Consider the following 18,738-nt stretch of genomic DNA (forward strand, 5'->3'; position numbering starts at 1 on the left):
ACCGGTTATTCGGCGTTCAGTCCCACCAGTATTCGACCTGCAATCCGACATTCGCACCGTGTCGCGCCGTGCCAAAGGCGCCGGTGTCCGACAATGCCGACCCCTTTGCCAGCTCATTGGCTGCCCGTTTGGCCGCCTGGTTCCAGCTGGCATAGGTGTAATACACCCGCACTTCGGGCCGCGCCCAGAATTCCGGCCCCTTGGGCGACCAGGTCGGGGCGAAGGTGAACTTGCTCAGTTTGCGCGTGCCGCCCGTGGCCTCTACCTGATCGTGCCCCAGTTCGGTCACCAGTTTGAACTGCTCGGTGAGCGCGTAGGCCGGACGAACACCGAGGGACATCCAGTTCTGATCCTTGCCGTGCGCACGTTGGTCTTTCTGGTAAACCGCCTGGACCTGACCGCCAAACCGCGGCGTCACTTGCCAGTCGAAGAACTCCACCACACGGTAGCTTTTATTGCTGTCGTCCAGCTTCACGTTACCGGTGTAGCCCAACCCGGTACCCGGGCCTTCTCCGTACTGGAAGGCCAGTTTGTTCTTGCCGCCCAGAAAACCTTGCTGCACATGCTGGGTGGCGATTGCCCAGCCACGGTGTGCATCGCGACTGTCTGGTTTATCGATGTAGCTCAAGCCAAACTCCAGTGCTCCGCCGGGGTTGGTATCGAAGCCGGCGACATTGAAATCGTGGCGGTTGATGTAGTCCTTCTGGTACAGGTTGTCCTTGCGCGAAAAGGCGTAGCTGTATTTCAGATCGCCGAGCAACACGTCCTCGATACCGCCGCCGGTAGCGCTCTGGTTCCAGTAGTAGAAATCGGAAATATGGATATCGTTCCGCTTGTAATAACGCCGACCGGCCCACAGCGAACCGCCGTTGAGGCCAGGCATGTTCGACCATTGCGCGTAAAGCTGCGGCAGGCGCACCGAACCGTTATCACCCTTGAATGTCAGGCGGCGGTCATACTTGTTATAGAGTGAGGCCATGCCGTCGACACTGAGCACCGAACCATCGTCCAGGGTGAACAGATCCTGACGCAACTCCAGCTCCCCATATTGTTCACATTCGTTGCCCAAACGATATTTGGTTTGGGCACCCGGCAACTGGAAACATGATTGCGAACTGCTGTTGACCGAAGTACCGACGCCGCTGCGCAAGTAACCGCCAAACTCCAGAGCCTGCACCGACAGTGGTAATGCCAGGCATACGCTCACGAGCGCAAGACTGCGGGTTATTGTTGTTTTCAAGAAGCACCCCATTATTTTTATTGTGTGCAGCCACAAAATCGGCGCGCAAAAATCCCCCGCGCAGCGTTCTGCGTGTTTTTTTAAACCGGTGTTTTTTTAGTGCTCGGTCAGTCGGTCAGGTGCAATACCAGCGACTCATAAGGCCGCAAGGAGACCTCCCGGTTTCGTGGCGGACAGTCCGGGTAGTTGCTGATGACCAGACGTTGGGCCATCGCCTCGCTGATCACTTCTTCCGGCAACAGGACTTCGCAGGGCGTGCCGTAGAAGTTGTTCAGCACCAGCAATCGTTCGCCCTGGCCTTCACGCACATACACCCAGAGTTGTGGATGTTCAGGCAGCAATTGCCGGTATACACCGTCGGAAATCAGCGCTTCGGTTCGACGCAAGGCGATCAGCTGACGGTAGTGATGCAGCACGGAATCCGGGTCATCGAGTTGGGTGGCGACGTTGATCTGTGCCGAGTTGGCCGGCACGCCGATCCAGGGCTCGGCCGCGCTGAAGCCTGCGTTCGGCTCGGCGTTCCAGTGCATCGGCGTACGACCGTTGTCCCGGGACTTCTGCATGATCGCCGCCATGTTGTCGGCGTCACTGGTGCCCGCCTCGCGCTTGAGCCGGAAGATATTCAGCGTCTCGACATCGCGGTACTGATCGATGTGATCGAAACCCGGATTGGTCATGCCCAATTCCTCGCCCTGGTACACGAATGGCGTGCCTTGGAGGAAATGCAGCGCTGTGCCGAGCATCTTCGCCGACATCACCCGATATTCGCCGTCATGGCCAAAACGCGAGACCACCCGTGGCTGGTCGTGGTTACACCAGAACAGCGCATTCCAGCCACCACCCGCCTGCATGCCGGTCTGCCAGTCGGAGAGGATGCGCTTGAGTTCAAGGAAGTCGTAGTCGGCGCGAATCCATTTCTGCAGGTTCGGGTAATCGACCTTCAGGTGATGGAAGTTGAAGGTCATCGACAGTTCTTTCGACTCCGGCCGCGAGTAACGAATGCAGTGTTCCAGGCTGGTGGACGACATCTCGCCAACGTTGATCAGGTCATGGCCTTCGAACACCTCGCGGTGCATTTGCTGCAGGTATTCATGCACGTTCGGGCCGTCGGTATAGAAGCGTCGACCGTCGCTGTCGTCGTCGGGGAAATCCGCCGGTTTAGAGATCAGGTTGATCACGTCCAGACGGAATCCGCCCACGCCCTTGTCCCGCCAGAAACGCATCATCTTGAAGACTTCGGCGCGCACCTTGGGGTTGTCCCAGTTCAGGTCGGCCTGGGTGTGGTCGAACAGGTGCAGGAAGTACTGACCGGTCTGCGCCTCGTACTCCCAGGCCGAACCACCGAACTTGGATTCCCACTTGTTCGGCTGGTCGCGCCAGATATAGAAGTCGCGGTACGGGTTGTCGAGGCTGCTGCGGGCCTGCTGGAACCAGCTGTGCTCGATGGAGGTGTGGTTGACCACGATATCGAGCATCAGCTTGATCCCGCGCTTGCCGGCCTCGGCGATCAGCAACTCGCAATCGGCCATGGTCCCGTAGCTCGGATCGATGGCGTAGTAATCGCTGATGTCGTAACCGTTGTCGCGCTGGGGCGAACGCAGGAACGGGGTGATCCACAGGCAGTCGACGCCCAGCCAGTGCAGGTAGTCGAGCTTGGCCACGACGCCGAGCAAATCACCCGTGGGGTTGCCGGCGTGGCTGTGGAAACTTTTCGGGTAGATCTGGTAGATCACCGAACGTTGCCAGTCTTGCATGGCGCTATTCCTTCAGTAAGTTTTGTATCGGCCTTGAGAGCCTCTTCGCTGGCAAGCCAGCTCCTACAGGTGATCGCGTTCCCCTGTGGGAGCGAGCCTGCTCGCGAATGCGATCTGTCAGGCGACCCGATAGCCCGGCCGGACAATCTTCATGCTCAACCCGCAGGTCAGAACAAACGGCACGACCACGGCAATCACCATCCCGATCACGAACATCGGAATGAACTGCGGAATGATCGAAATAAAGCCGGGCAAGCCCCCGACGCCGATGGCCGAGGCCTGGACCTTGTTCAGCGACAGGAAGATGCACCCCAGGGCCGAGCCGATCAACGCCGCATAAAACGGAAACTTGTAGCGCAGGTTGACCCCGAACATGGCCGGTTCGGTGATGCCGAAGTAAGCGGAAATCGCCGAGGTCGAGGCCATGCTCTTGTCCCGCACATTACGGGTCATGTAGAACACCGCCAGTGCCGCGCTGCCCTGGGCGAGGTTGGACATGACGATCATCGGCCAGATGAACGTCCCGCCCTGGGTGGAGATCAGTTGCAAGTCGACCGCGAGAAACATGTGATGCATGCCGGTGATCACCAGCGGCGCATACAGCAGACCGAAAATCGTCCCGCCGACCATCGGTGCCAGGTCGAACAGCATGACTACGCCTTCGGTGATGAGGATGCCCAGGTGTCGCGTCACCGGACCGATCACGGCCAGCGCCAGCACGCCGGTGACGACAATGGTGGTGATCGGCACCACCAGCAATTGCACCGCGTTCGGCACCCGCGCCCGCAGCCATTTCTCGATGACGCTCATCACGTAGGCCGCCAGCAGGATCGGCAGGATCTGCCCTTGGTAACCGACCTTCTCGATCTGGAACAAGCCGAGGATGTCGAAGTACGGCAGGCTTTGCCCTTCCAGCCCGGCCACCGCCTTGCCGTAGTTCCAGGCGTTGAGCAGATCGGGATGCACCAGCATCAGGCCGAGCACGATGCCGAGGATTTCGCTGCCGCCGAACCGCTTGGCCGCCGACCAGCCCACCAGTGCCGGGAGAAACACGAACGAGGTGTTGGCCATCAGGTTGATCAGGCTCCAGAGCCCGTCAAGCTTGGGGTAGGCGTCCAGCAAGGTCTGGCCCTCGATGAACATGCCCCTGGCGCCGATCAGATTGTTGATGCCCATCAGCAGGCCGGCAATGATCAGCGCCGGCAGGATCGGCATGAACACATCGGAAAACACCCGCACCAGCCGTTGCATGGCGTTGATCTTGTCGGCGCTTTTCTGTTTGACGTCGGCGATGGTTGACGCCGCGAGACCGGTTTGACGGCGCAATTCGGCGTAGACCTTTTCCACCTCGCCGGGACCGATGACCACCTGGAACAGGCCACCGGTGAAGAACGACCCCTTGACCAGGTCAATCTGGTTCAGCGTGGCGCTGTTGACCAGGCTCGGGTCCTTGAGGGCCAGGCGCAGCCGTGTGACACAGTGCGCGGCCTGCTCGAGGTTGTCGCTGCCGCCGAGGCTTTGCAGCAGCTCGGTGACGATGTTCGGATAGTCGTGGCTCATGCTTGGTCTTCCGCTGTAGTTTTTTGTTATTGGCAGCACGCCGAGATGAAAAGTACTCGTCTGTACGAGTTAAAGCAACAACTCGTACAGACGAGTCTCAATTTGTTTAAAATCTCCTAAACCCGTAGACGATGAAATTTCCTACACCCATATGGGAAGAAATCCAAACCTGCATGGACAATTCCCTACCCCGCCCTTAAGGTTCAAACCCTTGAGCATTGCGGCACAGAGCCATTCCCATGAGTAAATACAACCAGATCTACAGCGATCTGCTTGCCAGTATCACCACCGAACGTCTGGAACGCGGAGCGCGGCTGCCTTCCGAAACCGAACTGATGGACAGCTACCAGGCCAGTCGCGGCACCGTGCGCAAAGCCATCGAACAGCTTCAGGAGCGCGGTTTCGCCCAGAAGGTCCACGGCAAAGGCACCTTCGTGCTGTCGACCAACCCGATCGAATTTCAGCTCGGGGGCATTGTCAGCTTCCAGGAGACCCACCCGCGGCTGGGCAACGACGTCAGCACCGAGGTGGTGGAGTTCACCCAACTGCCCCTTGAAGGTGCTCTGCTGGAACACATCCAGGCAGAAGAAGGCAGCCTGATCACCCGGATCAAGCGAGTGCGGCGGATCGACGGCAAACGGGTGATCCTCGACATCAACCATTTCGTCAGCGGCGTGATTCCCGGACTGTCCCGCGACATCGCCGAGCACTCGATCTACGCCTTCATCGAGCAGACCCTGCAGCTGCAAATCGCCTATGCCCAGCGCACCATCGAAGCGGTGCCTCGCAGCAAGGACGACCAGCAACACCTGGACCTGGATGGCCAGAGCCATGTGATCGTCGTTAGCAACCAGACGTTTTTGCAGGATGGCAGGCAGTTCGAGTACACCGAATCGCGGCATACCCTGGACAAGTTCTACTTTTCGGATGTGGCGCGGCGCTGAAAGGGTAACGTCAAACCAGGGCCTGCCACTCGGCGCCCAGGGCGACGACCCGGCGCGATTCCTTGACCAGATTGACGCTTTGCGCGATACGGGCAACCTCGATGACCGGTTGTTCAAGGTGGTAGCCACCCTTGGCATCCAGCCAGCTCAGTACCTCAGCCAGGTGCCAGACCGATGCCTTGCCCTCATGCACGGCCAACGGGAAGCTGCTGCCATGAGTGAGCATCAGTTTGCGCATGTTCTGCCGCGAAACGCCGACGATGTCGGCAATGTCCGTCAGGCCGACGAAGTCGGGTGCAACCTCCACCAGGCGCGCCTCAGGGATGATGCGCTTGACGTCCACCAGCGCGCTCAACAACGCCGCTTCGGCAGTCTCCGCCTCGCGGGTAAACTCCAAGGCCAGTCGGCCGGGCAATCCGACACCGACCAATGCGTCATCGCATCCTTCGGCGTACAACCGTTCGATCAATACGTCAGGATCGCTATCGCCCTGCGCTAATTGATACTTGAGGGTGAATATGTAGTCCATTGAATTACTCCTTGAGTCGAGGTGCCGACGTCCCGTCGATCACCTGTTGCGTCGTACAGTTATCGACCACACGCCGCAATGCCCTCGCGTGGTTGAAAGGATTCCTCGGCGTGCTGCACACACTGGTGATACAAAATTCGCCACAGCGACAGAGGTCATGCCTGAATGGGCAGTAGATCTTTCCCCAGGCGTGACTACCGCCGACTTCTATTCGCCAGCCTCGCTCTTCAGCGTGACGCAGGGCCATTTCGATTTCTTTTTTCGGGTGAGATGCACGAGCCATCCATAGCCTCCAGTCTCCGCAGTATTTATAAGGTTGTCAACTGACAACCATGAACAAAAATCTCCCTGCACTCTTCGAGCGGCAAAAACAGCCCGGACAGGTCTGGAAGATTGTCCCTAAGAGAGTACAGACGCGGCTGAGAATGGGGGATGACGCATGTCTTTCAGGTCATTGCCAAGGTATTTTCTGCTTACACATAACCTGGTCTGCGCCGTGATTTTTTGCCTGGCCGAATAAAACAAAACCCCGGCCTGGGCCGGGGTTTGGTTTATCGGTCAACGCTCTGTTTGCCGGAGCGCCAGCGCGGGATTACTCCCACTCGATGGTCGCTGGCGGCTTGCTCGACACGTCGTACGTGACGCGGGAGATGCCTTCGATTTCATTGATGATCCGGCCGGAAACAGTTTCCAGCAGTTCGTAAGGCAGGTGTGCCCAACGCGCGGTCATGAAGTCGATGGTTTCCACGGCACGCAGGGCCACGACCCAGGCGTAACGACGGCCATCGCCGACAACGCCAACCGATTTCACCGGCTGGAACACCACGAAAGCCTGGCTGACCTTGTGGTACCAGTCGGCCTTGCGCAGTTCTTCGATGAAGATGTGGTCGGCGCGACGCAGCAGGTCGGCGTATTCCTTCTTCACTTCACCGAGGATTCGCACGCCCAGGCCCGGGCCCGGGAACGGGTGACGGTAGACCATGTCGTACGGCAGGCCGAGTTCCAGGCCCAGACGACGGACTTCGTCCTTGAACAGCTCGCGCAGGGGTTCAACCAGCTTGAGGTTCATTTCTTCCGGCAGGCCGCCCACGTTGTGGTGCGACTTGATCACGTGGGCCTTGCCGCTTTTGGCGCCAGCCGACTCGATCACGTCCGGGTAGATGGTGCCCTGGGCGAGGTACTTGATGTTGTCCAGGTTGTTGGACTGGGCATCGAAGACGTCGATGAAGGTACGGCCGATGATCTTGCGCTTCTTCTCCGGGTCGCTTTCGCCAGCCAGGTTGTTCAGGAACTGCTCTTCGGCGTTGGCGCGGATCACCTTGACGCCCATGTTCTCGGCGAACATGGCCATCACTTGCTCGCCTTCGTGCAGACGCAGCAGGCCGTTGTCGACGAAGACGCAGGTCAGCTGGTCGCCGATGGCTTTGTGCAGCAGCGCGGCAACCACCGAGGAGTCAACGCCGCCGGACAGGCCGAGCAAAACGTTGTCGGTGCCGACCTGGGCGCGAATGTTGGCGATGGCGTCTTCAGCGATTTTCGAAGGCGTCCACAGGGCTTCGCAGCCGCAGATGTCGAGGATGAAGCGCGAGAGGATGCGACCGCCCTGCTTGGTGTGGGTCACTTCCGGGTGGAACTGCACGCCGTAGTAGCCGCGCGCGTCGTCGAACATGCCGGCGATCGGGCAGCTCGGGGTGCTGGCCAGGATGTGGAAGTCTTCCGGCATCCTGGTGACCTTGTCACCGTGGCTCATCCACACGTCGAGGCCGAACAGGCCATCGGCGTCGATGTGGTCTTCGATGCCGTCGAGCAGGCGGCTCTTGCCGACCACGTCAACGCGGGCGTAACCGAACTCACGCAGCTCGGAACCTTCGACCTTGCCACCCAGCTGTTCAGCCATGGTCTGCATGCCGTAGCAGATACCGAAGACCGGTACGCCCAGGTCAAACACCGCTTGCGGGCAGCGCGGGCTGTCGGCGACGTGCACGGACTCGGGGCCGCCGGCGAGAATGACGCCTTTTGGAGCGAATTCGCGAATCGCTTCGTCATCCATGTCGAACGGATGCAGTTCGCAGTACACGCCGATTTCACGCACGCGGCGGGCGATCAGCTGGGTGTACTGGGAACCGAAATCGAGGATCAGGATGCGGTGAGCGTGAATGTCGAGGGCCATGATTCAGTCTCGTCTAGAAATTCAGAAACAGTCGTGATTCAGAAACAACTCGGGGCTGAATAAAACAGCCCCGGTTACTTAACTTTTTGCTTGAAGCCTCAACCTACGCGGTAGTTTGGCGCTTCCTTGGTGATTTGTACGTCGTGGACGTGGGACTCGGCCATGCCGGCACCGGTGATCCGCACGAACTCAGGCTTGGTGCGCATTTCTTCGATGTCGGCACTGCCGGTGTAGCCCATCGAGGAACGCAGGCCGCCCATCAGCTGATGGATGATCGCGCTCAGGCTGCCCTTGTACGGAACACGCCCTTCGATGCCTTCCGGAACCAGCTTCTCGGCACCCGCGGAGGAGTCCTGGAAGTAACGGTCGGAGGAACCCTGGGCCTGGGACATGGCGCCCAGCGAACCCATGCCGCGATAAGCCTTGTACGAACGACCCTGGAACAGTTCGATCTCGCCTGGCGCTTCTTCGGTACCGGCGAACATCGAGCCCATCATCACGCAGGAAGCACCGGCGACGATGGCCTTGGACAGGTCACCGGAGAAACGGATGCCGCCGTCGGCGATCAACGGGACGCCAGTGCCTTCAAGGGCAGCGGCGACGTTGGCGATGGCACTGATTTGCGGGACGCCGACACCGGCGACGATACGGGTGGTGCAGATCGAGCCTGGGCCGATACCGACCTTGACTGCATCGGCGCCGGCGTCGGCCAGGGCCTTGGCAGCAGCGCCGGTGGCGATGTTGCCGCCGATGACCTGCACTTCAGGGAAGTTCTGCTTGACCCAGCGCACGCGGTCGATCACGCCTTTGGAGTGGCCGTGGGCGGTGTCGACTACGACTACGTCAACACCGGCGCTGACCAGGGCAGCGACGCGATCACCGGTGTCTTTGCCGGTACCGACTGCAGCACCAACGCGCAGACGACCTTGATCGTCCTTGCTGGCCAGCGGGTAAGCCTTGGCTTTTTCGATGTCGTTGACGGTCATCATGCCTTTGAGGGCGAATTTGTCGTCGACGATCAGCACGCGCTCGATGCGGTGCTTGTGCAGCAATTCGCGCACATCGTTCTTGTCGGCGCCTTCCTTGACCGTGACCAGGCGCTCTTTAGGCGTCATCACGTCACGGACAGTGGCTTCCAGGCGGTTTTCGAAACGCACGTCACGGGAAGTGACGATGCCGACCAGGTCGCCGTTGTGCAGCACCGGAACGCCGGAGATATTGTGCTGGCGGGTCAGTTCGAACAGTTCACGCACCGTGGCGTCAGCCTCGATGGTGATCGGGTCCTTGACCACGCCGGCTTCATAACGCTTGACCTTGCGCACTTCGGCAGCTTGCTGCTCGATGGTCATGTTCTTGTGGATGATGCCGATGCCACCTTCCTGAGCCATGGCAATTGCCAGACGGGCTTCAGTGACGGTGTCCATGGCGGCAGAAACCAGAGGAATATTCAGCTCGATGCCACGGGTAAGGCGGGTCTTGAGACTGACTTCGTTAGGAAGCACCTCGGAATAACCAGGCACTAGGAGAATGTCGTCGAATGTCAGAGCTTCTTGGCTGATACGCAGCATCGCGGGGGCTCCCGAGCGGGAAAATGGAAGCGCGCCATTATAGTCAGACACCCCCTCGGGTTCAATGTAAAACTCTGGCTAATATCAATACGGTGATCGACGGGGGATTTTAAGAGCTTCGCTGGCAAGCCAGCTCCTACAGGTTTGCGATGATCCTGTAGGAGCTGTCTTGCCAGCGAAGGTCGTTAACGATAACGCGCCCAACCTGATTGAACGCGCAGCCTTGAGGTTCTTCGCGAGCGAGCTTGCTCCTACAGCTCGACCTTAACCCAACTGACGGGCTGGTCGAGCCAATCGGCAAACTCATCGATAAAGCTCTGCTTGAACCCGGCCTCGGCCCAATTGTTGAAAATGAATCCCAGGTTGGAAAAGCCGCATTCCTGCAGGAACAGAAAGCCGTTGATGTCGTCTTCATGCCCGCACTCGGGGCAGGTGAAGTTATCGGTGCGCCCCGGCATCCAGTCTTCCAGGCTGTCGAACAACGCTTCGCCGACTTCCTTGCGGCACTCGGCGCAGCCGGCTTCTTCGAGAAATCCTTTGGCCGGCGTATAGATGCAGCGCTTGGTGATGATCTCCAGGCCATTGATCGGCTCGCCGAACGGCAGGGCTTGGGGATGCAGCACCACGGCGCGGGCGCCGTCGGCGATGGCGTGGGCCATGCGGTTGCCGGTGCGGCCGCAGGTGGTCAGTTCTTCCTTGATGATGTTCTTGCGCACCAGCCAACGCACGACCGCCCGGGCCCGGGGTTCGTGTACCGGCAGCGTGGAGATTTTCGGGACGATGATGCTTTGAGAGTTCATGGTGCAAGCCTACTGCATAAAATGGATGTTTCTGCGGTGTGTCGTTTGACGCCTTCGCGGGCAAGCCCGCTCCCACAGGATCTCGGTCGTACACGCAGGTGTGCTCACCTGAAATCCCTGTGGGAGCGGGCTTGCCCGCGAAGGCGCCAGGGCGGCCGGCAGCTTAATCCCTGACAAAATCCGGTCAAGTGCTCAAATACCGCCCGATCAAGGCAATCCCGCTGGCCAGCACCAGCCAGGTCACCAGCCGCACGAACGCCTCGCGGGACAATCTCATGGTCAACCGCCGACCGATCCACAGCCCCACTGCCATGGCCGGCAACAAACACAGGGCCAATACCAACAAGGGTAGCTCGGCATACACCCCCGCGACGGCAAACAGGCTCAAGCGCACCACGGTGCTGCAACTGATCAGCGCGCTCTGGGTAGCCCGGGCGGCCTCCTTGGGCAGCCGGCTGTTCAAATAGATCGCATATAAAAAGCCGCCACTGCCAAACAACGCCCCGAACATCCCGCCCACAGTACCCATCGGCACGGCCCGGGCCGCGGATAATTGCGTCGGGCGGGTTTTGACCCAAAGGCTGTAGATCGCATAGGCGCTGATAAACAGCCCCATCAACAGCAGCAATACATCGGAATGCAGATTCAGCAGGAAAATCACCCCCAGCGTGCAGCCCACTGCCATGCATGGCAGCAGCCGCAGCAACTCGGGTTTCGCCACATCCCGACGCGACGGCAGCAAATTGCCAAAAGCCGCGACGAAATCCAGTAGCACCAGCAGCGGCACGATCTTCGACAGGGGCATGAACAGGATCAGAATCGGCCCTGCCACCAGGGCGGTACCGAATCCGGCGATGCCGAACACGATATAGGCCAGGGCAATGGCCAGGCCGATCACCAGCCAGTCGGTGGCGCCGAAGGGCCATTGGTGCAACAGTTCAAACACGTCCATTCCCGATCTTCCTTGAATTCAGCGCCTGACTGTATCCCTTGTTGGAGCGAGCTTGCTCGCGAAGGTGTGTCAGCCAGATCAGTGTCCACTGACACACCTTCGCGAGCAAGCTCGCTCCTACAAAGGGATTTGCGCTGACTCATGGAGATTGTTCGCCGAATGCCTTTAAACTGCGCCCCATGATTAAAGATCCCTTTGCAAGACTCGGCCTTGACCGGGAAGTCCTGACTGTCAGCCAGCTCAACGGCCGCGCGCGGGTGTTGCTTGAAGACGTGTTCAGCAATATCTGGGTCGAAGGCGAAATCTCCAACCTCGCCCGCCCGGCGTCCGGCCATGTGTATTTCACCCTCAAGGACAGCGGCGCCCAGGTGCGGTGCGCGCTGTTCCGGCAGAACGCGGCGCGGGTGCGCCAGGCATTGAAGGACGGCCTGGCGGTCAAGGTGCGCGGCAAGGTCTCGCTGTTCGAGGGCCGCGGCGACTATCAGCTGATCCTCGATACCGTGGAGCCCGCCGGCGACGGCGCACTGCGCCTGGCCTTCGATGCACTGAAAGAAAAGCTCAGCGCCGAAGGCCTGTTCAGTGCCGAGCGCAAAGTGCCGCTGCCGGCGCATCCGCAACGCATCGGCATCATCAGTTCGCCCACGGGCGCGGTGATCCGCGACATTATCAGCGTGTTCCGCCGCCGCGCGCCGCAGGTGCAGCTGACGCTGATCCCCACCGCCGTCCAGGGGCGCGAAGCCACCGCGCAAATTGTCCGCGCGCTGAAGCTGGCGGACGCCCGTGGCTTCGACGCGCTGATCCTGGCCCGTGGCGGCGGCTCCCTGGAAGACCTCTGGTGTTTCAACGAAGAAGCCGTGGCCCGCGCCGTGGACGCTTGTGTGACGCCGATTGTCAGCGCCGTCGGCCATGAAACCGACGTGTCGATCAGCGACTTCGTGGCCGACGTTCGTGCCCCGACGCCTTCCGCTGCCGCCGAACTGCTGGCGCCGGATTCCAGCGACCTGGTGCGTCGGGTCGAAAGCCTGCATCGACGGCTGGTGATGCGTATCCGTGACCGATTGATGCGAGATCGACTGCGCCTGGAAGGCATGTCCCGCCGCCTGCGTCATCCCGGCGAACGTTTGCGCCAGCAGGCGCAGCGCCTGGACGACCTGGACATGCGCCTGCGCCGCGCGTTCGAACGCAACCTCAATACCCGTCGCGAACGCCTGATTCGTCTGGAAACCCGCCTTGCCGGGCAACATCCCGGTCGGCAGCTGGCGATGCTCCGTCAGCGCCTCGACAGTTTTGCCGAACGCCTGCCCCGGGCCATGCGCGAAGGCCTCAAGGGCCGCCGCCTGCAACTGCAAAGCCAGATGCAGACGCTGCATGTGGTCAGCCCGCTGGCGACCCTCAGCCGTGGCTACAGCATTCTGCTGGACGAGCGCGGCAACGCGATCCGCAACGCTGCGCAAACCCACACCGGCCAGCGCCTGAAAGCCAGACTGGGCGAAGGCGAACTGCAAGTGCGGGTCGAAGACAATCACCTGACGCCTGTCACCCTCTCTTTACTGGATTGATCCATGCCGCGCTTTCTCGCTCCGCTGCTGTTGCTGTGCCTGACCTTCAACGCCCACGCCGACAGTTACATCACCCGCCTGCTGAACAAACCGGTACCGGGTGGCGTGGCGGTGGTCGACCTGGGCGCCTCCACCCAGGCGCCAAAAGCCAGCTATCAGGGCAAACCGGTGCTGGTGGTCAAGGAACAGAACAATTGGCTGGCGATTGTCGGCGTGCCGTTGACGGTCAAGCCGGGCACGCAGCAAATCAGCAGCGGTAATCGCAATCTGAGTTTCACCGTTGGCAGCAAGAAATACCCGGAACAGCGCATCACCCTGAAGAACAAGCAGCAGGTCAATCCGGACCCGGAAAATCTCAAGCGCATCGAGGGCGAGTTGGCCGAGCAGATCCAGGCCTACCGCAGTTTCAGTCCGAATACGCCGAGCAACCTGTTACTGGACAAACCGGTCAACGGCCCGTTGTCGAGCAAGTTCGGTGTGCGCCGCTTCTTTAATGGCGAAGAGCGCAATCCCCATGCAGGCCTGGACTTCGCGGTGCCGGCGGGCACGCCGATCAAGACCCCGGCGGCGGGCAAGGTGATTCTGGTCGGCAATTACTTCTTTAATGGCAACACGGTGTTTGTCGATCATGGGCAGGGCTTTATCAGCATGTTCTGTCACATGTCGAAGATTGACGTGAAGGTTGGGCAGCAGTTGGCCCGTGGTGGGGTGGTCGGGAAAGTCGGGGCTACCGGGCGGGCGACCGGGCCGCATATGCACTGGAATATCAGCCTGAATGATGCGCGGGTGGATCCGGCGATCTTTATAGGTGCGTTTCAGCCTTGAGTCTTCGGTGAGGCTGACGGCCCCTTCGCTGGCAAGCCAGCTCCTACAGGGATCGATGGTGTACATGGAAATCAAGTTCACCCGATCACTGTAGGAGCTGGCTTGCCAGCGAAGGCGGCATCACAGGCGCAAACGTAACCACAGAAATAAACCGCCTATTCCGCCTCCAGATCCTCGATCCCATGAATTTCCCTGTGCGCCAGGCACTCTTCGATCCAGGCCCGGGTTTCCTCCGAGAAGCCCGCCAGTTCTTCAGATGTGATCAGCTCATGGGTACACAGCCCCAGCAAATGAGCAGGCGCCTCGCTGCGTGAGTGACTGTAAACGCCAAACGCCCAGTACAACTCCTGCTGACCGGCCTTGAGCCTCTCCTCGCTGGCTTCAATACGCTCATAAGGCGCCAGGCTTTTATCCAGCACCATCCGCTCGACCTCCTCCATGATCCGGATACACATCCGCTCATGGGCCACCGGACGCAATGCGCTGTATAGCTTCCAATCCGATTCGTTCATTGTCGACTCCCGCTTCCCAAGTCGCCTGGTTCAAGCTTTAAGCATAGCTGCGCCGACCGAGACCAAGGCGACAACTTTCAATTGCGCATCGCTCGAACCTCGCGCAAAGATAAAAACAATCAGCGCCAATCACCGCAATAAAATCTCGATAAACCCGCCATTACGAGTATTCCTCTCAATTTTTTTCGACCGCTTGCCATCCTTTGTTCTCGCGGTTAGGGTTGAAGACATGAAAACCTCTCACACCCTCATTCAGCGTCGCCAGCACCGCAGCCTGTGCCTTGTCAGTGCACGACTGCCGGGCTGAATCGCGGTGCCTCGCCCCACGCTTTTCCCAAGAACATTTTGATCCACCGGCAGGCCGCCTCTTTTCGGCCCACACAATAAGGATTTCCCATGAGCATGCTCAAAGACCCGTCTTCGAAATACCGCGCGTTCCCGACCATCGACATCCCGGACCGTACCTGGCCGTCGAAGACCATCACCGCCGCGCCGATCTGGTGCAGTTCCGACCTGCGTGACGGTAACCAGTCGCTGATCGAGCCGATGGACGCGACCAAGAAGCTGCGTTTCTGGAAAACCCTGGTGCAAGTGGGCGTGAAAGAAATCGAAGCCTCGTTCCCGGCGGCTTCGCAAACCGACTTCGACTTCGTGCGCACCCTGATCGAAGGCGGCCACATCCCGGACGACACCACCATCCAGGTGCTGACCCAGGGCCGTGAAGACTTGATCGAGCGCACCTTCGAATCCCTGCGCGGGGCGAAGAAAGCCATCGTTCACCTGTACAACGCGACCTCCCCGTCCTTCCGCCGCATCGTCTTCAACCAGGACAAGGACGGGATCAAGGAAATCGCGGTGAGCGCGGCCAAGCTGTTCGTCAAATACGCCGCCCAGCAGCCGGACACCGAGTGGACCTTCGAGTACTCGCCGGAAACCTTCAGCGCCACCGAACTGGAATTCGCCAAGGAAGTCTGCGACGCGGTGATCGAAGTCTGGAACCCGACGCCCGAGCACAAGATGATCCTCAACCTGCCGGCCACCGTCGAATGCGCGACCCCGAACATCTATGCCGACCAGATCGAATGGTTTGGCCGCCACATCAACCGTCGTGACAGCGTGATCATCAGCCTGCACACCCACAACGACCGTGGCACCGGCGTGGCCGCCACCGAGCTGGGCCTGATGGCCGGCGCCGACCGTGTCGAAGGCTGCCTGTTCGGCAACGGCGAGCGTACCGGTAACGTCGACCTGGTGACCGTGGCCCTGAACCTCTACACCCAGGGCGTGCACCCTGAGCTGGACTTCTCCGACATCGACGGCGTGCGCAAAGTCGTCGAAGAGTGCAACCAGATCCAGGTGCACCCACGTCATCCATACGTCGGCGACCTGGTGCACACCGCGTTCTCCGGCTCGCACCAGGATGCGATCCGCAAGGGCTTCGCCCAGCAGAAACCGGACGCCCTGTGGGAAGTGCCGTACTTGCCGATCGACCCGGCCGACATCGGCCGCAGCTACGAGGCGGTGATCCGCGTCAACAGCCAGTCGGGCAAGGGCGGTATCGCCTACCTGCTGGAACAGGAATATGGCATCAGCTTGCCGCGTCGCATGCAGATCGAATTCAGCCAGGTCGTGCAGCGTGAAACCGACCGCCTGGGCCTGGAAATGACCGCCAAGCAGATTCACTCGCTGTTGATCAGCGAATACCTGCAAGCCAATACCCCGTACGCGCTGGTCAGCCATCGCCTGCAGGAAGAAAACGGCAACAGCGCCGTCGAAGTGGAAGTCGCCAGCAAAGGCCAGGGCGAAACCAACCTGCACTGGCGCGGCAAGGGCAACGGCGCCCTGGAAGCGCTGGTGGCCGGCCTGCCGATTCCGGTAGAAATCATGGACTACAACGAGCACGCCATCGGCGCGGGCACCAATGCCAAGGCGGCGGCCTACATTGAACTGCGAGTGAACGGTGAACGTGCGGTGCATGGTGTGGGGATCGATGAGAACATCACTACCGCCAGCTTCAAGGCGCTGTTCAGTGCGCTGAACCGCTCGTTGAGCCAGCCGGAAGCGAAAGCGGCGTAAACACCGTCACCGAAATGCAAAAGGCCCCTTGGTGAAAACCTGGGGGCCTTTTTTTGCCTGCCTGTTTTTGTGTTGTCTGTGCCGGCCTCTTCGCGAGCAAGCCGGCTCCCACATTTGATCGATGTGAACACAGAACTTGTGTACACCAAAAACCCACTGTGGGAGCGGACTTGCCCGCGAAGGCGTTGGTTCAGGCAACCCAAATCTCAGGTGAATTCAAAAGTATCGGCATCCAGATTCGCCGGAAACCGCGTACGGTAGGCTTGCAGATCCGCCGCATTCAGCACCACCTGAAACACCCCATCCGCCTCCCCCGCGCTCAACAACGTCTCACCCTGGAAATCCAGCACCTGACTGTCACCGGTATACGCAAAGCCCTTGCCATCAGTCCCCACGCGATTAACCGCCGCCACATAGCACAGGTTTTCAATCGCCCGCGCCGGCAGCAACCGGTTCCAGTGCTGTCGCCGCGCACCCGGCCAGTTGGCGGTGTACAGCAACAGGTCGGTGTCCTGGGCATCACGGCTCCACACCGGGAAACGCAGGTCGTAGCAAATCAGCGGCCGCACCCGCCAGCCCTTGAGCTCGAACTGTACCTGGCGCTCGCCGGGGGTGAAGTGGTTGTGCTCGCCGGCCATGCGAAACAGGTGGCGCTTGTCGTAATGCAACACCTCGCCGTCCGGCCGCGCCCACAACAGGCGATTGCGATGGCTGCCATCGGCGGCCTGGACGATGAGGGTGCCGGTGATCACCGCGTCGAATTTCGCCGCCTGGACGCGCAGCCATTTGCTGGTCGGCCCGTTCTCGGGCTCGGCGAGGGTCTCCGAGTCCATGGAAAAACCGGTGGTGAACATCTCCGGCAGGATGATCAGGTCAGCACCGCGCGCCTGTTCCAGCAATTGCGCGAAATGCTCCAGATTGGCCTGGCGGTCGTGCCAGGCCAGGGTGGTCTGGATCAGCGCGATGTTCAGATTGGGCAGTGCACTCAGATCACGCATAATTTTTCCGCTGCTTCACGCAGGGTCTCCTCGCGTTTGGCGAAGCACAGGCGCACCAGGCGCTGGCCTTTGGGTGGAGTCTGGTAGAACACCGAGATCGGGATACTTGCAACACCGTGTTCGCGAGTCATCCACAGCGCCATCTCGACGTCATTGAGGTCCGGACGGATCTGCGAGTAATCGACCAGCTGGAAGTAAGTGCCGGCCACTCGGGAGAAGCTGAAGCGCGATGGCGTCAGCAGGTCGCAGAACAGATCCCGCTTGGCCTGATAAAAGGCCGGCAGCGCTTGCACATGTTCCGGGTGTTCGGCCATGTAATCGGCCAAGGCGTATTGCAGCGGCGTCACGCCGCAGAAACTGACGTACTGGTGCACCTTGCGCAGCTCGGCGGTCAGGGCAGGGGGTGCGACCACATAGCCGGTTTTCCAGCCGGTGACGTGATAGGTCTTGCCGAAGGAGCTGACCACGAATGCGCGCTGATACAGCTCCTCATGGGCCAGCACGCTGGCATGCGGCACGCCGTCGAACACCAGGTGCTCATAGACTTCGTCGCTGACCAGGTAGATGTCACGGTCGCGGATCAAGGTCGCCAGCTGATCCAGCTCGGCATGGCTGATCAGTGCACCGCTGGGGTTGTGCGGGGTATTGAGGATGATCATCCGCGTGCGCGGGCTCAGGGCGTCAGCGAGTGCCTCGAAGTCGATGGCGAAATCATTCAGGCCCAGTGGCACATGCACGCAACGACCACCGGCCAGCGCTACCGAAGGCTCATAGCTGTCGTAGGCCGGATCGAACACGATCACTTCATCGCCGCTGTGGATAACCGCCTGAATGGCACAGAAAATCGCCTGGGTCGCGCCAGGCGTGACCGTCACTTCATCGTCGGCATCGACGTCGACGCCATAGCTGCGGGCGATCTTCGCCGCAATCTGCTGCCGCAACACCGCCAGGCCGGTCATCGGTGAATACTGGTTGTGGCCACTGGCGATATGCCGACCGACCGCATCGCGCAGGGCCTGCGGACCATCGAAATCGGGAAAACCCTGGGACAGGTTCAACGCCCCGGTCTGTGCCGCGAGCTGAGACATCTGCGTGAAGATAGTGATGCCGACATTCGGCAGCTTGCTGGTGATCATCGGTAGCCCCTTGCAGGTGAGCTGCAAGTTTCAAGCTGCAAGCTGCAAGTGGTCAAGCAGCAAACCATCAGACACAAAAAAGGGCCCCTGACAGGACCCTTTATTGCTTTAACTT

Annotated in this window: 16 protein-coding genes; 4 read left to right on the forward strand and 12 right to left on the reverse strand. The window is 60.2% G+C overall.

Annotated elements, in window-relative coordinates:
• Nucleotides 1–16: 16 nt before the first annotated feature.
• The 3 genes from ELQ88_RS28620 to treP form a co-directional block, all read right to left on the reverse strand.
• Nucleotides 17–1,240 carry a carbohydrate porin gene (locus tag ELQ88_RS28620; protein WP_138969014.1) on the reverse strand — a complete coding sequence of 408 codons (1,224 nt, stop codon included), beginning with the start codon at nucleotides 1,238–1,240 and terminating at the stop codon, nucleotides 17–19.
• A 107-nt stretch (nucleotides 1,241–1,347) separates the two neighbouring features.
• Nucleotides 1,348–2,994: an alpha,alpha-phosphotrehalase gene (treC, locus tag ELQ88_RS28625; RefSeq protein WP_138969015.1), complete on the reverse strand. Its 1,647-nt coding sequence runs from the start codon at nucleotides 2,992–2,994 to the stop codon at nucleotides 1,348–1,350.
• 117 nt (nucleotides 2,995–3,111) lie between these two features.
• Nucleotides 3,112–4,554 carry a PTS system trehalose-specific EIIBC component gene (treP, locus tag ELQ88_RS28630; protein WP_128872681.1) on the reverse strand — a complete coding sequence of 481 codons (1,443 nt, stop codon included), beginning with the start codon at nucleotides 4,552–4,554 and terminating at the stop codon, nucleotides 3,112–3,114.
• Between the two features lie 239 nt (nucleotides 4,555–4,793).
• Here treP and treR point away from each other — a divergent pair, with 239 nt between their 5' ends.
• A complete protein-coding gene (gene treR, locus ELQ88_RS28635; protein ID WP_138969016.1) occupies nucleotides 4,794–5,498 on the forward strand; it encodes a trehalose operon repressor in 705 nt (234 codons plus the stop codon).
• A 10-nt stretch (nucleotides 5,499–5,508) separates the two neighbouring features.
• Here treR and ELQ88_RS28640 read toward each other — a convergent pair whose 3' ends face one another.
• The 6 genes from ELQ88_RS28640 to ELQ88_RS28665 form a co-directional block, all read right to left on the reverse strand.
• Nucleotides 5,509–6,027 carry a DNA-binding protein gene (locus tag ELQ88_RS28640; protein ID WP_138969017.1) on the reverse strand — a complete coding sequence of 173 codons (519 nt, stop codon included), beginning with the start codon at nucleotides 6,025–6,027 and terminating at the stop codon, nucleotides 5,509–5,511.
• A gap of 4 nt (nucleotides 6,028–6,031) precedes the next feature.
• A complete protein-coding gene (locus ELQ88_RS34875) occupies nucleotides 6,032–6,310 on the reverse strand; it encodes a hypothetical protein (RefSeq protein WP_128872684.1) in 279 nt (92 codons plus the stop codon).
• Nucleotides 6,311–6,619: 309 nt separating this feature from the next.
• Nucleotides 6,620–8,197, reverse strand: coding sequence for a glutamine-hydrolyzing GMP synthase (gene guaA / locus ELQ88_RS28650; RefSeq protein WP_138969018.1), 1,578 nt, complete (start codon nucleotides 8,195–8,197; stop codon nucleotides 6,620–6,622).
• A 98-nt stretch (nucleotides 8,198–8,295) separates the two neighbouring features.
• Nucleotides 8,296–9,765 (reverse strand): IMP dehydrogenase, encoded by a 1,470-nt coding sequence (gene guaB, locus ELQ88_RS28655; protein ID WP_128872686.1) that lies wholly within the window; start codon nucleotides 9,763–9,765, stop codon nucleotides 8,296–8,298.
• A 251-nt stretch (nucleotides 9,766–10,016) separates the two neighbouring features.
• Nucleotides 10,017–10,565, reverse strand: coding sequence for a sugar ABC transporter ATPase (locus tag ELQ88_RS28660; protein WP_128872687.1), 549 nt, complete (start codon nucleotides 10,563–10,565; stop codon nucleotides 10,017–10,019).
• 184 nt (nucleotides 10,566–10,749) lie between these two features.
• Nucleotides 10,750–11,517 (reverse strand): sulfite exporter TauE/SafE family protein, encoded by a 768-nt coding sequence (locus ELQ88_RS28665; RefSeq protein WP_138969019.1) that lies wholly within the window; start codon nucleotides 11,515–11,517, stop codon nucleotides 10,750–10,752.
• Between the two features lie 179 nt (nucleotides 11,518–11,696).
• Here ELQ88_RS28665 and xseA point away from each other — a divergent pair, with 179 nt between their 5' ends.
• Both xseA and ELQ88_RS28675 read left to right on the forward strand, forming a co-directional pair.
• The gene (xseA, locus tag ELQ88_RS28670) at nucleotides 11,697–13,076 is read left to right on the forward strand and encodes an exodeoxyribonuclease VII large subunit (protein WP_138969020.1); all 1,380 of its coding nucleotides are present in this window, start codon (nucleotides 11,697–11,699) and stop codon (nucleotides 13,074–13,076) included.
• Nucleotides 13,077–13,079: 3 nt separating this feature from the next.
• On the forward strand, nucleotides 13,080–13,901 hold the full coding sequence (locus tag ELQ88_RS28675) for a M23 family metallopeptidase (RefSeq protein WP_128869348.1): 822 nt from the start codon (nucleotides 13,080–13,082) through the stop codon (nucleotides 13,899–13,901).
• Between the two features lie 155 nt (nucleotides 13,902–14,056).
• Here the strand turns inward: ELQ88_RS28675 and ELQ88_RS28680 are convergent, their stop codons facing one another.
• Nucleotides 14,057–14,413 (reverse strand): hypothetical protein, encoded by a 357-nt coding sequence (locus ELQ88_RS28680; protein ID WP_128869495.1) that lies wholly within the window; start codon nucleotides 14,411–14,413, stop codon nucleotides 14,057–14,059.
• 396 nt (nucleotides 14,414–14,809) lie between these two features.
• On the opposite strand from ELQ88_RS28680, the gene leuA reads away from it, so the two are divergent.
• The gene (gene leuA / locus ELQ88_RS28690; protein WP_128869497.1) at nucleotides 14,810–16,489 is read left to right on the forward strand and encodes a 2-isopropylmalate synthase; all 1,680 of its coding nucleotides are present in this window, start codon (nucleotides 14,810–14,812) and stop codon (nucleotides 16,487–16,489) included.
• A 206-nt stretch (nucleotides 16,490–16,695) separates the two neighbouring features.
• On the opposite strand, the gene ELQ88_RS28695 is transcribed toward leuA, so the two are convergent.
• Nucleotides 16,696–17,487 (reverse strand): amidohydrolase, encoded by a 792-nt coding sequence (locus tag ELQ88_RS28695; protein ID WP_128869498.1) that lies wholly within the window; start codon nucleotides 17,485–17,487, stop codon nucleotides 16,696–16,698.
• Nucleotides 17,475–18,623 carry a pyridoxal phosphate-dependent aminotransferase gene (locus ELQ88_RS28700; protein WP_128869499.1) on the reverse strand — a complete coding sequence of 383 codons (1,149 nt, stop codon included), beginning with the start codon at nucleotides 18,621–18,623 and terminating at the stop codon, nucleotides 17,475–17,477. The genes ELQ88_RS28695 and ELQ88_RS28700 overlap by 13 nt, the downstream gene beginning before the upstream one ends.
• Between the last annotated feature and the right edge of the window lie 115 nt (nucleotides 18,624–18,738).

The sequence above is a fragment of the Pseudomonas sp. MPC6 genome (assembly GCF_006094435.1).
Classification (GTDB): domain Bacteria; phylum Pseudomonadota; class Gammaproteobacteria; order Pseudomonadales; family Pseudomonadaceae; genus Aquipseudomonas.